Annotated in this window: 14 protein-coding genes; 6 read left to right on the top strand and 8 right to left on the bottom strand. The window is 29.7% G+C overall.

The window, feature by feature from the left end; translation table 11 throughout:
- Nucleotides 1-33: 33 nt before the first annotated feature.
- From Q0049_RS14110 to Q0049_RS14135, 6 genes are all read right to left on the bottom strand, one after another.
- Nucleotides 34-2418 carry a glycosyltransferase gene (locus Q0049_RS14110; protein WP_298121062.1) on the bottom strand — a complete coding sequence of 795 codons (2385 nt, stop codon included), beginning with the start codon at nucleotides 2416-2418 and terminating at the stop codon, nucleotides 34-36.
- Nucleotides 2408-3439, bottom strand: a complete 1032-nt coding sequence (locus tag Q0049_RS14115; RefSeq protein ID WP_367178997.1) for a pesticidal protein Cry7Aa — start codon at nucleotides 3437-3439, stop codon at nucleotides 2408-2410. The genes Q0049_RS14110 and Q0049_RS14115 overlap by 11 nt, the downstream gene beginning before the upstream one ends.
- Nucleotides 3440-3557: 118 nt before the next feature.
- Nucleotides 3558-3782, bottom strand: coding sequence for a hypothetical protein (locus Q0049_RS14120; protein WP_298121064.1), 225 nt, complete (start codon nucleotides 3780-3782; stop codon nucleotides 3558-3560).
- A gap of 180 nt (nucleotides 3783-3962) precedes the next feature.
- Entirely contained in the window at nucleotides 3963-4535 is a 573-nt protein-coding gene (locus tag Q0049_RS14125; protein ID WP_298121068.1) for an AraC family transcriptional regulator, read from the bottom strand.
- A 48-nt stretch (nucleotides 4536-4583) separates the two neighbouring features.
- A complete protein-coding gene (locus Q0049_RS14130; RefSeq protein ID WP_298121070.1) occupies nucleotides 4584-4937 on the bottom strand; it encodes a cupin domain-containing protein in 354 nt (117 codons plus the stop codon).
- A 286-nt stretch (nucleotides 4938-5223) separates the two neighbouring features.
- A complete protein-coding gene (locus Q0049_RS14135; protein ID WP_298121073.1) occupies nucleotides 5224-7140 on the bottom strand; it encodes an LTA synthase family protein in 1917 nt (638 codons plus the stop codon).
- Between the two features lie 119 nt (nucleotides 7141-7259).
- Between Q0049_RS14135 and Q0049_RS14140 the strand changes: the two genes are divergently transcribed.
- The gene (locus Q0049_RS14140) at nucleotides 7260-9038 is read left to right on the top strand and encodes a long-chain fatty acid--CoA ligase (RefSeq protein WP_298121076.1); all 1779 of its coding nucleotides are present in this window, start codon (nucleotides 7260-7262) and stop codon (nucleotides 9036-9038) included.
- Nucleotides 9039-9047: 9 nt separating this feature from the next.
- Here the strand turns inward: Q0049_RS14140 and Q0049_RS14145 are convergent, their stop codons facing one another.
- Both Q0049_RS14145 and Q0049_RS14150 read right to left on the bottom strand, forming a co-directional pair.
- Nucleotides 9048-11024, bottom strand: coding sequence for a tetratricopeptide repeat-containing sensor histidine kinase (locus tag Q0049_RS14145; RefSeq protein ID WP_298121078.1), 1977 nt, complete (start codon nucleotides 11022-11024; stop codon nucleotides 9048-9050).
- Nucleotides 11021-11719: a LytTR family DNA-binding domain-containing protein gene (locus tag Q0049_RS14150; RefSeq protein WP_298121081.1), complete on the bottom strand. Its 699-nt coding sequence runs from the start codon at nucleotides 11717-11719 to the stop codon at nucleotides 11021-11023. Before Q0049_RS14150 ends, Q0049_RS14145 begins: the two co-directional genes overlap by 4 nt.
- Nucleotides 11720-11849: 130 nt before the next feature.
- On the opposite strand from Q0049_RS14150, the gene Q0049_RS14155 reads away from it, so the two are divergent.
- The 5 genes from Q0049_RS14155 to Q0049_RS14175 all read left to right on the top strand — a co-directional run bounded on the left by Q0049_RS14155 (nucleotide 11850) and on the right by Q0049_RS14175 (nucleotide 15058).
- Complete coding sequence (locus Q0049_RS14155; RefSeq protein ID WP_298121084.1) at nucleotides 11850-12548, top strand: hypothetical protein; 699 nt, start codon at nucleotides 11850-11852, stop codon at nucleotides 12546-12548.
- Nucleotides 12549-12556: 8 nt separating this feature from the next.
- Nucleotides 12557-12997 (top strand): DUF3592 domain-containing protein, encoded by a 441-nt coding sequence (locus Q0049_RS14160; protein WP_298121087.1) that lies wholly within the window; start codon nucleotides 12557-12559, stop codon nucleotides 12995-12997.
- A 90-nt stretch (nucleotides 12998-13087) separates the two neighbouring features.
- Entirely contained in the window at nucleotides 13088-13555 is a 468-nt protein-coding gene (locus Q0049_RS14165) for a T9SS type A sorting domain-containing protein (RefSeq protein ID WP_298121090.1), read from the top strand.
- A gap of 87 nt (nucleotides 13556-13642) precedes the next feature.
- Complete coding sequence (locus Q0049_RS14170; protein ID WP_298121093.1) at nucleotides 13643-14353, top strand: phage tail protein; 711 nt, start codon at nucleotides 13643-13645, stop codon at nucleotides 14351-14353.
- Between the two features lie 120 nt (nucleotides 14354-14473).
- Entirely contained in the window at nucleotides 14474-15058 is a 585-nt protein-coding gene (locus Q0049_RS14175) for a hypothetical protein (protein WP_298121096.1), read from the top strand.

A 15058-nucleotide genomic window follows, 5' to 3' on the forward strand; every position in this document is an offset into this window, starting at 1 on the left:
TTTATTAAATTACATAAATATCACATCAACAATTTATACCTCTTGAAAAGTCTCATTGTATAATTGTACTTCTATTTTTGAATTGAGTATTTCTTCAAAAATTAGTCGTGCCATTAAATAACTTACAGTTGATTCAGCACCTTGATTCAAATTGACATGATGTTCTTCTAATCCATCATAACATCCACCAGTTATTGGATTATAAACTATTTGATGTAAATGATTTTTTCCTAAAAACCAATTAAATGCGGTTTCCATTTTTTCGAAATATCCTTCTTCTTGAAAAGAATTATAAAAACTATTTAAAGCTAAAATGGTATAAGTAACATCTATGGGTTGTTCGCCAAAATCATTAGCGCTTTTATCCTTGTGATGCCAACCTTGATTAGAAATGACTTTAATTTGATTGTCTCTAAAAATGATAGAAAGTAAAAAATCAAATGACGTTTTTGCAATTTTTCGATACAATAAACTTCCTGTACTCATAGATGCAAAAAGCATAGCTTCAGGTAAAAGACTGTTAGCATAAGTTAAATAATTTTCAAACCATTTCCAGTTTTTATCGGAAACACCTCTGAATTTTGAAACTAAATTGTCTGCTAATTGTGTTATTATAACTTTAATAATTACGTTATTTATTTCTAAATTATAAAAATAAAGTCCTTTGATAGCAAAGGCAATGGCTCTTGGAGAGCGAAATGTGGCTATATTTTTAAGAGATTTTTTTAAAGCAATTTTTGCAACCTCAATCAATTTTTCGCTAAATAAGTTCTGATACGAACTAAATTCTCCTAATGCCCAAATAGCTCTTCCGTTAGAATCCTCGAGATTTTCATCTTTATTTTTCAAGAAAAAATTTCCTTTTTGGTCAACATAGTTTAAAAAACTTCCGTCATCTTGTTGGCAAAAAATAATAAAATCAAGATAGATTGTAATCAATTCTAAATCAGCTACATCATTTGTTATTTCATAATGTTTCGTCATTGCAATTAATGCACGAGCATTGTCATCTAAAGTGTAACCTGATTCTAAATCGGGTGATGAAATTTGAGAAAACTGAATCATTCCATCTTTAGTTGTCAATCTTTTTATATGATCTAAAGAAATTTTAGGTAATTCATATTTTAATTCAACTTTGTGTTTTGCTAAACTGCTTTTGGTTAATTCAATGTGAGCAATAGCTGCATTTTGCCATGATGTTGGACTGATTTTATGCAAAGCATTAAGACGCATTTCTTTTAACAATTTAGGATCGTATAGCAATTTTATAGTTGCTTCTGCTAATTGTTCTGAATTTTGAAAATCAAAGTTTATTCCTGCACCATCTAACAACTCTTTAGCATGAGGAATTGGCGTTGAAATTACAGGACAACCACAAGCTAAAGCATAAGCTAATGTTCCACTAACAGCTTGATTTGGGTCTTTTGATGTGAAGAAATATATCTTTGTTCGTTGTAAATAATCCATCAACTCCTGAAGAGATAAATATCGATTAATAAAACGAACATTATTTTGCAATCCTAATTCATAAACTTTTTCATAAAGAAAGTTTCTATACTTTTCTCCATCGCGTTTTAAAACTTCTGGATGCGTTTTTCCAATTACTAAATAGATAACATTTGGAAATTTTTCAATGATTTTTGGCAAAGCTTCAATTGCGGTTTCTATACTTTTTCCTTCACTTAATAATCCGAATGTTGACAGCACTACTCTATCTGCCAAATGAATTTTTGATTTATTTTCTGAAACTTCACTTGATGTAACTAAATGTGTACCATGCGCAATTACTGTTATTTTTTGAACTGCAATTCCATAATCACTTCTTAAAATTATTGCCGATGCATTCGTCATTACAATAACCGAGTCAGAGCAATCAACAATCTTTCGTACAATTTTTTTTAATTTAGAATTTGGATCGGGTAAAACGGTATGAAATGTTGTCGTTATTGGTCTTTTTAAATGTGCCATTAATTTTAGTAAATAGCTGCCATTTTCACCGCCAAATAATCCAAACTCGTGTTGCAGGAAAATCATAGCTATATTTTTATCAGCATTTATTCTATTTGCTAATTGTATAAACTGTTCTTCTTCATCAGTTTGAATAGTATATTTTACCTCGTCTGCATAGTTGTACTCGGTTTCTTTCGCATTTAAAGCACAAACTTTTAATGAAAAACTATGTCCAAACTTTTCTTGAATTGCATTTCTTAAATCTTGTGTATATGTTGCAATGCCACATTCTCTTGGTGGATAAGTTGTTATAAATAAAATTTCGGGCAATTCTTTATGCTTTGAAAAAATTGAATTTGTCTTTTCAACAGTTGGCATTTTAAAAAAGTTGATTCCATTTAAATTGTTTAATGATTCTTTATAAACAATTAAACTGTTGTTATATATTGGAAAAATATTAGCTCTCATGATCAATTTTATTTAGTAATAATTCTTTTAATAATTCTTTCAAACTCACCGATGCACAAGCAATACACTTATCAGCAGCACCATAATAAATGTATAATTCATCATCAAATAAAGCAGTTCCTGTTGGAAAAACCACATTGTTCACAACACCATTTAGTTCATAATCAAACTCAGGAATAAAAAGTGGATTGATTAATCGAGCAATGACTTTTGTGGGATTGTTTATATCAAGTAAAGCTGCAGCTGCCGAATAAATATAACCTTCGGAAGTGTCATAAACTCCATGATAAATAATCAACCAACCAAATTCTGTTTCAATTGGTGGTGCACCAGCTCCAATATATCCCGACTCATGATTAACGCCTACTGGATCAAGTATAATATGCTCGTTAAAATGAAGAAAATAATGATCCCAATAATCTTTTGTTAATTCTTTCAAATCATTGACCATAACCAACTGAATTCCTGGACGAATGCGATGCAAAAAAGCCAACTTTCCATCAATCCTTCTTGGAAAAAAAACCACATCTTTGTCCCATAAATAAATTTGTTCATTAGGTTCAAAATGCCGAACGTGTCTAAAATATTTTACATTAACTAAATTGTTACATTCTGCTAATCGTTTGAATTCATCAAAAGTATATTTAGGTACAATAATTCCTTGTCTTTCAAACGTTTTTAAATCGGTTGATGTAACTAATGCTCCAAGCGCATTTATTCCGTTGTAAGCAGTATAAGTAATATAATAGATACCGTCAATTTTTACAATTCTTGGATCTTCAATACCTTTTGAAGCATCATCAGTAAGCGGAATTAACAATGGTGTATTACTTCGTTCGATAATTTTTAATGGTCCATCTAATTTGCAATATCCAATTGTTGAATAATTTCCATTTCTAACCGCTCTATACAGCATATGTAAAGTAGTTCCTTCTTGCATTACGGCAGGATTTAGAACACTATCATTCTCAAATGCTAAGTCTGTTTTTTTTAAAAGAATTCCGTGTTTTTTTATTTCCATGATGGTGCTTTTTTTAGATAAAAAAAGTGCAGCGTTTGTAGTGCTGCACTTTTTATTGACTTTTACATGTATTCGTAGTATCTCGTAAACTCTACGTTGCCCACATAATCAAGTCAAATTATACTGTTGCAGGTTGCACTTTTCTGATAATGTTGATTACTTCTTCTCTTTTTTTGTGAAGACGTAACTCTAATCTTTTTACTAAATCTTCCTCTCTACCTCTTTCAAATTTTAAGTCAGCATCTGTTAGTTGTGGAAATTTTTCTTTCAAATCGTCTGCTTGTTGACTCCAATCTCCTGAAATTTTTAACGCTTCTGTACTTTTGTTGTGTTTTGCTTCCATGATTTATAATAAATTAAAATGTTTCTTTTTGATAGTACAAAGTTGCAATGATTGTGTTCAAAGTCTATTACACAATGATTACCAATTATTACATAATTCACTTATTAACAATAACTTAACCGTATTAAACAAAAAAAACACCCTATAAATGGATGTTTTCAATTTTAATTTATAAAACAATTATATACTTTCTAAATTCTCTCTTAAATGTGATTGCCTTCTCTTTTTTAATTGCTGAAAATAAGAAGGAGAAAGTCCTGTTATTTTTTTAAATTGATTAGATAAATGTGCCACACTACTATAATTTAAAAGATAAGCAATTTCGGTTAAATTCAATTCATCATATAAAAGCAACTCTTTAACTCGTTCTATTTTATGATTGATAATGTATTGTTGTATGGTTATTCCTTTTACCTCTGAAAAAATATTAGACAAATAGGTATAATCATGATGCAATTTTTCACTGATATAATCAGAATAATTCACTTTTGGAAGTTCATCTGTATAATGAACCATCTCAACAATTACATTTTTAATACGTTCAATTAAAATAGCTTTTTTGTCGTCTAATAATTCTAATCCCGACTTAGCTAGATTTACTTTTAATTCTAAAAATTTTTCAGGTTTAATATCTTCTAAAATTTCAACCATTCCTAAATCTACAATCACATAGTGCAAACCTAATTTTCTCAATTCTTCTTTAACCATCATTTTGCAACGAAGACTAACCATATATTTTATATATAGAATCATAACTGTTTGATTTTTATCAACAAATTAAGTTTTGCTAAGTATTCTCATTTAATCTTCATAACCACTTTTAATTACGGTTGAAATCATTTTAAATTGCTCGTTAGCATTAAAATGATGCTTTGAATTAGCAGGTATGATAATACCATCACCTAATTTTAATTTTATTTTTTTGTCGTTTAGTGTTAGTTCTGCAACACCATCTATGATTTGAATATACGTATCAAAAGGTGAAATTTTTTCATCCAACTCTTCACCAGCATCAAAAGATGAAACCGTAACATTGCCTGTTATTTTTTTAATAATAGTTTTACTGACAATTGCATTTGACATATACTCGATTATTTCTACTACTATATGAGTCTTTCCTTTTTCTAACTCTAAATTGTCATTTGGTTTTTTCATCTTTTATTGAATAATTATTTTGTTGCTTTATTTCGAAATTAAAATTATTATCCTAAGCAAAGTTGATACTAAATAATTGAAAAAATATTACAACTAAACAGCAACAATTTACATAAATCACACTAGCATATTTTCATAGAACTTTATGATATAAAAATCACTTAATCAATAATTTATATAAAGGTAACCTAAAATATATGGAATATTAGACTATTTAAGGATTTAATGATGAAACTTTTTAGTAATAAAAAAGCGACTCTTCCGAATCGCTCTAGTAATTTATTTTTTATTTATTCAATCGTTTGTCAATAATTCTATCCATATAATCTTGTAGAAAAGCTTTGCATCGCAATTCTAACAAATCCATCTCTTTATTTCGCTTAGATATTAAGTTGGTATTCATTGCTTTGTCATTTTTATCATAAAAACCAATAGCTTTTTTACCATCAAAAGTGCAAATATAATTGCCACTCATAAACAGGTAATTTTTTGAAGAATGTTTGATAACAAAAGGTGCAATTTGTTTATCATTTAACAAACTTCTACCCCAACTTCTGAATGGTTTTTCATAACCAATCATATCTAATAATGTTGGATAAATATCAATTTGTTGTGCCCAATCGTTATTAACTCCAACATATTTTTCATTTGGTGTAAAAAATAAAATGGGAACAGTGTGCTTCATTGCTTCTTTTTTATATTCATCATAGGCAATAGTATTTCCATGATCAGCAACAAGCACAAAAATAGTGTTGTCATACCATTTTTCTTTTTTCGCCGCAGCAAAAAACTTCTTCAAAGCCATATCAGTATATCCAATAGTTTGATGAATGTTTACTGTTCCTTTATCAAATTTTCCATCATATTTTTCTGGAACTACATAAGGTTCGTGCGATGAAACCGAGAACAATGTTGCCATAAAAGGGCTTTTCTTTTGGCTTAAAGTTTTATTGAAATATTGAAAAAATGGTTCGTCCCAAATTCCCCAAACACCATCAAAATCGGCATCATTATTATATTCGTTTTTCCCATAGTAATGGTCATAACCAAGGATATTTCCAAATCCTAAAAATCCCATCGAACCATTTGGCGCACCATGAAAAAAAGAAGTATCATAACCATCGCCTTTTAAAGTTGAAACTAAAGATTCTATATCCTGTTTAGAATAAGCTGAAGAGGTAAAAGCATCTTTAAACGAAGGAATTCCTGCAATAATAGACGACATTCCATGAATAGATTTCCATCCGTTAGCGTAGGCATTAGTATAAATCATACTGTGTTGTGCTAACGAATCTACAAAAGGCGAATAACTTTTATAATTAGGTAATTTTTGTTCTTTGTTGAACGCACCAATGTATTCTCTTCCATAACTTTCTAATATAAAAATAACAATATTAGGTTTTGTTTTTGGATTATTTTTATACTGCTTTACAGGAATTAAAATGGAATCAACAACTTGTTTATCAACTAAATTTACTTTCTTAAAAGTATTCGTATTCCAAGTTCTAATGATGGCAAATGGTGTGTTTAAAACAAAATCTGCTTGAGTTGAATTAGTAACATACCTACTTGCATCCAACAAATTAATTGGTCGTGTGCTCTTTCTAAAATCACCACGAATTCCACCCACACAAAGAACAGTAATTAATAAAAAACCAGCTATTGAAGTTAAGAAATATTTGAATGATGGCTTGTGAACTTCTGTTGTAATCTTTACTTTTTTATACAGATAAATCCATAAAAAAGCACATAAAAAAAACAACAAAAATACATGCCAATAATTTATCAAAAAGTTTAGAAACAGACCACTTTTATCCTCATTTTCCAAAGTATCTAATGAAGCGCGTGTACTTCTATTAAACGAATATCTGTAATAAATAAAATCAACAAAATTGAAAGAATACACTATTAAATTAGTAGTGAAGTAAAGATAGAAAAGTATTTTCTGATAGATCTTTTTATTGTTGATTACCAATGGGAAAACCGAAAAAATAATGAACAACGAATTGATGTATAAAATAGTTGTAGTGTCAAAAGCAATACCATGATAACTCAACGACAGAAACTCTGAAACAGAATTTATTTCGATTAAATTTACGTTATAAACATAGAAAAGAATTCGAGCAATAAAATAAAAAATATAGGCTAACAAAATTCTGTATGCTAGAACTTTATACTCATCAAATCTTGGAAACTTCTTCATTATAAAATAACTAATTTTAAGGTTGCAAAACTACATATTTCACAATTATTATTTTAATTTTTTAATTTAATATTGTGAATGATTAGATTATTAATTAATTTGCATCAAAATTAACTCCAATGACTTCAATTACGCGTCTTTTTGACTTTCCATACTATCAATTAGAAAAAAACAATGTTCCAGATTGTTTAGTAACCAAATACAATGGTGTTTGGATAAAAACCTCAACCCAAGAATACATCGATAAATCGAATGCTATTTCTCGTGCTTTGTTGCGTTTAGGAATTCAAAAAAACGATAAAATTGCCATCATTTCTTCTTCTAATAGAACAGAATGGAACATTATGGATATTGGTGTTTTGCAAACAGGAGCGCAAACCGTTCCTATCTATCCAACGATTGCTGCAGAAGATTATGAATACATATTAAATCATTCAGAATCAATTTATTGTTTTGTTTCAGATGAAGTTGTACTTCAAAAATTAAAATCCATTCAAAGAAACGTTCCTCTCTTGAAAGAAGTGTATTCTTTTGATGAAATTAGTGATTGTAAAAATTGGAAAGAGGTTTTAAATCTTGGTGAGGATACCTCAAATCAAGATGTTGTTGAAGACCGAAAAAACAACGTAAAACCAGAAGAGCTTGCTACCATAATTTACACATCAGGAACCACAGGAAAACCTAAAGGTGTAATGCTTTCACACAATAATATTGTTTCTAATGTTTTAGATAGTTCACCTCGAATTCCATTTGAAGAAGGAACAAGTCGTGCGTTGAGCTTCTTGCCTATTTGTCACATTTTTGAACGCGTAATTTTATACATATATCAATATTATTCAGTAGCGATTTATTTTGCGGAATCAATCGACAAACTTTCGGATAATATTAAAGAAGTAAAACCAACCGTTTTCTCAGTTGTTCCAAGACTTCTTGAAAAAGTATATGACAAAATTTATGCAAAAGGCACAGAATTATCTGGAATCAAGAAGAAATTATTCTTTTGGGCAATTGACTTAGGTTTAAAATATGAACCTTATGGTGCTAACGGATTTTGGTATGAAACCCAACTTAAAATTGCTAGAAAATTAATTTTCAGTAAATGGCAAGAAGGTTTAGGTGGCAATCTAACCGTAATGGTTTCAGGAAGTGCAGCGTTACAACCACGTTTAACTAGAGTTTTTGCCGCTGCAGGAATGCCTGTTATGGAAGGTTACGGATTAACAGAAACATCTCCTGTAATTTCTGTTAATGATATGAGAAATGGCGGTTTTAAAGTGGGTTGCGTTGGTAAAGTAATCAACAATGTAGAAGTGAAAATTGCTGAAGATGGCGAAATTCTATGCAAAGGACCAAACGTAATGTTGGGTTATTACAAAGACCAACAATTGACCGATGAAGTTATTATAAACGGCTATTTCCATACAGGTGATATTGGCGAAATCGACAAACAAGGTTTCTTGAAAATTACCGATAGAAAGAAAGAGATGTTCAAGACTTCAGGAGGAAAATATATTGCACCGCAATTGATTGAAAATGCAATGAAACAATCCTTGTTTATTGAGCAAATTATGGTAATTGGTGATGGCGAAAAAATGCCTGCCGCTTTCATACAACCAAGTTTTGATTTTGTTAGAGAATGGGCAAAACGTCATCATGAAGACATTGGTGATTTAAATGAAGAAATTGCTTCAAACCCAAAAGTAGTTGCCCGAATTCAGGAAGAAGTTGATGAAATCAATAAAAAATTTGGGAATTGGGAAATGATCAAACGCTTTGAATTGACACCTAATATTTGGAGCATCGATGGTGGCGAACTTACTCCTACCCTAAAATTAAAACGTAAAGTAGTACGAGAAAAATACAAAGATTTATACGATAAAATTTATAAACCTGAATAGTTTGTAACCTTATAAACTTAATATAAAAGTAGTGCCTTGATTAATTTGGCTTTCCACTTTTATTTCACAATCAATTGCTTTAGCTAAATCACGGATTAAGTGCAAACCTAAACCTGACTTTATTCCAACTACTTCTTTGTCATCATACAAAGCTTTAAACTGGTCTTTGCTTGCGCCTGGACCATTATCTGTAATTGATAGAAATGAAACGTCATTTTCTTTCCATGCTTTCCAAGTTATAGTTGGATTTGGTGTTGTAGAAAAAACATTTATAGCATTACTAGTCAAATTTCTAACAATGGTTTTTAGGTAATTTTCATCGGTAAAAATGGAAATATTATCAGGGTTTTGATATTCAAATTCGATTTTATGATAGCCAGAAAAGACCTTTTTTGTATCTTCAAACAATTGATTTACTGAAACTTCTTTGGGTTGAGGTTTAAAGTTTTCCATCTGACCTTTACTCCACAGTAAAATATCTTCCATGGAGGAAAGTAAATCTTCTGCTCCAGAAATAGTTTTAGATTGCATTCGGTTTTTAGTTTCTTCATCTAACAATTCAGGACTGTCTTTTTGCAAATGAAGAAAATGAATCAAATTTGCAACCGGACTTCTTAAATCATGATTTAAAATGCTGAAAAATCGGGTTTTGGTTTTGTTCGCTTGATCTAATTCGGTATTTAATTGTTGTAATTTTTCATTGGTTTTTTTACGATTACGACTTTGATAAAATAACAAACCTCCAATGATTGCTAACAACCCAATTCCGAAAAGGTAGAACCATTTTTGTTTTTCTTTTGCTTGAAGTTCGAGCTGGTTAATTTTTAGTTGCTTCTCCTTTACTTCTATTGTTCTTTTATCTTCAAGATTTTTGATAGTTTCTTTATTGTCTTGATTAAATACTGAATCATTGTAGGCTTTTGATAGTTCGATAGCAGATAATGCCTCTTTAAAATTATTTTGTTTTTTTTCTAATTCATAAATTGAACCGTAGTCATTACTCAAATTTTGTAAATCATTATTTTCTTTATTTAACGCAATGGATTTTGTATAATATTCAAGAGCTTTTGAGTAAAACGCTTTTCTTTTGTTTAAATCATGATTAGTTATTGCTTTTATTTTATATACATCACCAATTCTACTGTATGTTCCTGATATGTTGTGTGGATCTCCAAATTCGTTGTTTAACTCCAATTGTTTTGTAAATATTGATAATGCTTTGTCATACTCTTTTCTTTCAAAATAAACACGACCTCTAACACCAAAACAAGATATCTTGTTCATTAAATTACCTAATTTATCATCAAGTAATTCAGCTTTTTGGATGAATTCCAAACATTTATCATATTTTTTTAATTCAAAATAACACAATCCTATGTTGTGTAACCTCAAATTATCATCCTCTTTATATCCATTTTTACCAGGAATTGCTAAAGCTTTTTTCTGGTATAGTATTGATTTATTAAATTCGTTAGTATCGTAATATACAGAGCCAATATTGGAAAGTATTTTAGCTTGAATGATTTTATCATTACTTTTTTCGGCAAACTTTAACCCTTTGAAATATAATTCTAAAGCTTCTGGATAATTAGATTGTTTAGCTTCTATAATTCCAAGTCCAGAAAAAGAAAGTCCTATCTTCGCATTGTCTTTAGAGTTTTTTATTATGAAATTAAAATTATCTTTTGCTTGCTTATAATCAGAGGTAATTAAATAAAAATAACCTAAGTTTCTTTTGGCATTAATTATTCCATCTAGGTAATCTATTTTTTTTGCAAATTCTAAAGCTTTTAGAGCGTTATCAAAATTCTTTTTTGGATCGATAAATTTATATTCGTACGCAATCTGGTTAAGAATATCAATTCTTTCTTTCTCGGTTTTAATTTTTGGTAATTTTTTTTCTAATGAATCAATTACAAATTCACTATTTACTTGACTATGTGAGAAAAAAGAAATAAATAGTACTATAAAAACAACATTTCTCATAAACTCAAATTCTCTTTATAACTTCTACCAATAGGAATAAGCATTCCATTGTTAAGTAAAAGTTCGTTAGGCATTCTTTTATCAATGTATTGTTTTTGAACTGCAAAGCTTCTGTGAATTCTAATAAATGATTTAAAATGAGGTTCTTTTAATAAATTCCCAATACTTGTCAATACACAATGTCTTTTGGTCGAAGTAACAATTTTAGTATAATCCTTCAACGCTTCGAGATACAAAATATCATGAAGTTTTACTTTTGTTTCTGAATGTCCTTCTTTAATATAAATAACATCGCCACCAATAGTTGATTCAAATAATTGTGCTTTAAGTTTCAACTCCATATAATCCTCAATCTTACTCATCGTTTGAGTAAATCGATCGATTTTAATTGGTTTTACTATAAAATCTAATGTATCTAATTCAAAACTTTCTACGGCGTGTTCTGGATGTGCCGTTATGTAAATACAAACCGGAACTTCCATCGCTTTTTTACGAAAATCCAATCCGTTGAGTGACGGCATATCGATGTCTAAAAAAAGAATGTCTATCTTCTCTTTTTCTAATAATGGCAAAGCATCTTCTGCATTTTCAAAAACACCAATAATCTTCAAATTCGAAAACCTTTTGGCATAAGAGACAACCGTCAGTCGGTCAATTTCGTCATCATCGATAATTATACAGTTGAAAGGATTCATTTGGCTCAAAAGTTTCTCAAATATAGAAATATTTTAATAAAAATGTTGTCTGTCTATTTAAAATGTTGTTGGTCTATTAGTGGTTTTGGCACTCTAATTTTTAAATGAGTTTTGCTTTAAAATAGAAATCATGAAAAAAACAATTTTAATCATCACAATTACTTTAATGAGCATAACAACTAATGCTCAAAAAAAATGGTTCACCGTTTATCAAGATTCAGTCGCGCTGTTGAATAATGCTAACAAAATCACAGAAAAATTTAAAAAAGAAGTTTACAAATTCAAAAAAGACGACAAATTTACCACTACAACTATTTTAAACACAACGCCTTATTTAATCTTTTTTGATGGAGAAAACAAAGTAAACATTCCTTTATGGAGTCAAGTTTTGCCCGAATTAAAAGCGTTTACAAAAGAAGTTACTGGTAGCGAAGAAGAAGGCAAAAGAATGTTTGGTTTATTCTTTAACGGATTTTATTTAATTCACGAATATGGTCACGCTTATCAAGAAACTTATGATCATGAAAACAGCAAAGCAAGTTACCAAAACGAACATTTAGCAAATACAATTGCAATGCTTTATTGGAGAAAAATTGGCAAGAAGAAAGAACTAAAACAATGTTATAAATTGGCTAAAAAGATGTTTGCCAAATTGCCTAATCCTGTTCCAGAAGGAATCTCGAAAGAGGAATATTTTACTAAAAACTATGAAGAAGCAACTCAAAATCCTTTTGTGTATGCCTACATGCAATTTGGTCAGTTTATCGAAATTTATGAAGATCAATCATTGCCTCGTTTCGATGAATATATGAAATCAAAATTTAAATAATTTCAAAAATGAAAACCAACAATCCCTTCATTATTGGGCTAACATTACTAATTTCTGGCATTGGAATTCTTATTTTTTGGGGTAGCGCTTTATACAAAATAATAGATTATTCATTAACTGAAACTACGACAGAAGCCAAAATTATTGGATATAAAGTTAGTTCAAACGGCGCAAGAATGGTTAAAAGCAATAAGACATTATCTGGTAGAAGTCCGTTTTTTGAATTTAAAACTACAACTAATCAAACTATAAAAAGTTATAGCAAATCGCCGCAAATATTTATGCTGTTTAATTATGAATTAAATGAAGAAGTTGCAGTTGCCTATCCGATTAACAATCCTCAAAAAGCAATTTTAATTTCATGGAAGGAAATTCCCGGTTTGATTTTAATGATGGCCTTCGGATTAATTATAATGATAGTCAGTAAAAGTTATTTAATTAAAAAATAAGTTGTCTTTCTATTCTAAATGTAGCTGGTCTATTAAGTGTTTTTATAAAAAGATACTACTCAAATATTTATAATCATAAATCAATAAAACATGCAAAAACTAATAATTATAAGCGTTTTAAGCTTAACTGGAGTTCAAGCCCAACAATCCGTAAATTCATCAGGTGGAAATGGTTCAGGAATTGGTGGAAGTTTTAGTTATACCGTTGGACAAATAGATTATGTAGCGGCAACAGGAACAAATGGTTCACTATCCCAAGGTGTGCAACAACCTTTTGAAATTTTCACATTAGGAAACAACGATTATCCAACCATTCAATTGCAAGCCATTGTTTATCCAAATCCAACTACTGAAAATGTAAATTTATCGATATCCAATCACTCTTTAGAAAATTTAGAATACGACCTGTATGATGTAACGGGAAAATTGATATCTCATCAAAAAATAACAGCTAATGAAACCCAAATTTCAATAGAAAATCTTTCTGTTGGAAATTACTTTATTGCTGTTAATGAGAATAATAAAAAATTAAAAACATTTAAAATTATTAAAAACTAGTTTAGGAATTTAATTCTAAACTCTTAAACTCTTAAACTCTTAAACTTTTAAACTCTTAAACTCTTAAACTCTTAAACTTTTATCAAAATGAAAACAAATACACAAAACATTGCAACAAAAATATTTTTTCTATTTTCTTTCTTGTATACTCTATCTGCAAACGCACAAGCTCCAAATAAATTTAGCTTTCAAGCAGTCGTTAGAAACGCAAGCAATCAGCTTATTACGAACCAACAAGTAGGTGTAAAAATATCACTAATATCAGTTGTTATGGGAACTGAAAACACCGAATTTGAAGAAACTCATACGATTTTAACCAACGCCAACGGACTTTTATCGCTAAAAGTTGGTGAAGGAACTTTAGTTTCAGGTGATTTTACTTCCGCAATGAATTCTAATGCTAGCAGCAAAAAAATAAAATGCGAAATTGACCCAATTGGCGGAACTAATTACACCATTATTTCTAACGAACAATTACTAAGTGTGCCTTATGCACTTATATCAAATACTGCAAGTTTTGCTGAAAATGTGGATAGTGTTCCTGTGAAATATTACATATTAATTTGCGGAGTTTATCCTTCTCCTAATTACATAGGAGCCGATACACTAGGAACTATTGTTGCCCATGTTGGAAATTTTCCAACGGCTAATGGTTGCTATTTACCATGCGACGGTAGAACAATGCAAATTAGTTTAAACGAAGCCTTATTTACTATAATTGGAACTACTTATGGTGGCAATGGTGTAACAACGTTTAACCTTCCTAATTTAAACGGAAAAATACTAAAAGGCAATTAATTTTACTATATAATGTAGCAAAATCTGTTATCTGTCTATTCAAAATGCCGTTCATCTATTAGTGGTTTTTTGGATTCTTTACTATAAATACTTTTGAATATAATTTTAAAAAAACATAAAATGAAAACAACAAAAAAATTAGCAATTTTTATAGCTTTTATAGCTTTAACATTGACCTCATGTTCTAAAGACGATGATGCATCTATAACTTTTCAAGAAGAGAATCCACTTATTGGCTATCTCACAAATGGAGGAATTAATGGTGCTGTTATCGATGTTGTAGATGGAACAACGTCTGAAGTAGGTAACGAATTTACTCCTTTAGTAAAAGGGAAAATAAAGGCATTTGTAGTAGCGCTACCACAATCAAACTCCAATTTAAGAGTTACTTTATGGGATGCAACTACTAATACTGTAATTAGAACAGAATTATTAAATGTAACTACTGCCGCAACTATAACCACAAAAAACATCGAACCTATTGAATTACAAAAAGATAAAAAATATGCTATAACTATGAACTCTGATGATTGGTATTATCGTGATAAATCTGATGGTTCACCAATAACATATCCTATAACTTCTGGAAATATTCGTTTTGATTCGTTCGGTTTTACCCCAACGCCTGGTCTTATATATCCTACTGATTTTTCAAACGACTATTATAACGGCAATCTATCATTTATTTTTCAACAAACAGAATAA

This window comes from Flavobacterium sp. (assembly GCF_027484205.1).
GTDB lineage: Bacteria > Bacteroidota > Bacteroidia > Flavobacteriales > Flavobacteriaceae > Flavobacterium.

Bases quoted from the DNA above. Each gene is read 5' to 3' on its own strand.
- Q0049_RS14175 (WP_298121096.1), top strand. From the start codon at position 14,474: ATGAAAACAACAAAAAAATTAGCAATTTTTATAGCTTTTATAGCTTTA.
- Q0049_RS14125 (WP_298121068.1), bottom strand. From the start codon at position 4,535: ATGATTCTATATATAAAATATATGGTTAGTCTTCGTTGCAAAATGATG.
- Q0049_RS14165 (WP_298121090.1), top strand. From the start codon at position 13,088: ATGCAAAAACTAATAATTATAAGCGTTTTAAGCTTAACTGGAGTTCAA.
- Q0049_RS14115 (WP_367178997.1), bottom strand. From the start codon at position 3,439: ATGGAAATAAAAAAACACGGAATTCTTTTAAAAAAAACAGACTTAGCA.
- Q0049_RS14145 (WP_298121078.1), bottom strand. From the start codon at position 11,024: ATGAGAAATGTTGTTTTTATAGTACTATTTATTTCTTTTTTCTCACAT.
- Q0049_RS14110 (WP_298121062.1), bottom strand. From the start codon at position 2,418: ATGAGAGCTAATATTTTTCCAATATATAACAACAGTTTAATTGTTTAT.
- Q0049_RS14170 (WP_298121093.1), top strand. From the start codon at position 13,643: ATGAAAACAAATACACAAAACATTGCAACAAAAATATTTTTTCTATTT.
- Q0049_RS14135 (WP_298121073.1), bottom strand. From the start codon at position 7,140: ATGAAGAAGTTTCCAAGATTTGATGAGTATAAAGTTCTAGCATACAGA.
- Q0049_RS14160 (WP_298121087.1), top strand. From the start codon at position 12,557: ATGAAAACCAACAATCCCTTCATTATTGGGCTAACATTACTAATTTCT.
- Q0049_RS14140 (WP_298121076.1), top strand. From the start codon at position 7,260: ATGACTTCAATTACGCGTCTTTTTGACTTTCCATACTATCAATTAGAA.
- Q0049_RS14130 (WP_298121070.1), bottom strand. From the start codon at position 4,937: ATGAAAAAACCAAATGACAATTTAGAGTTAGAAAAAGGAAAGACTCAT.
- Q0049_RS14155 (WP_298121084.1), top strand. From the start codon at position 11,850: ATGAAAAAAACAATTTTAATCATCACAATTACTTTAATGAGCATAACA.
- Q0049_RS14150 (WP_298121081.1), bottom strand. From the start codon at position 11,719: ATGAATCCTTTCAACTGTATAATTATCGATGATGACGAAATTGACCGA.
- Q0049_RS14120 (WP_298121064.1), bottom strand. From the start codon at position 3,782: ATGGAAGCAAAACACAACAAAAGTACAGAAGCGTTAAAAATTTCAGGA.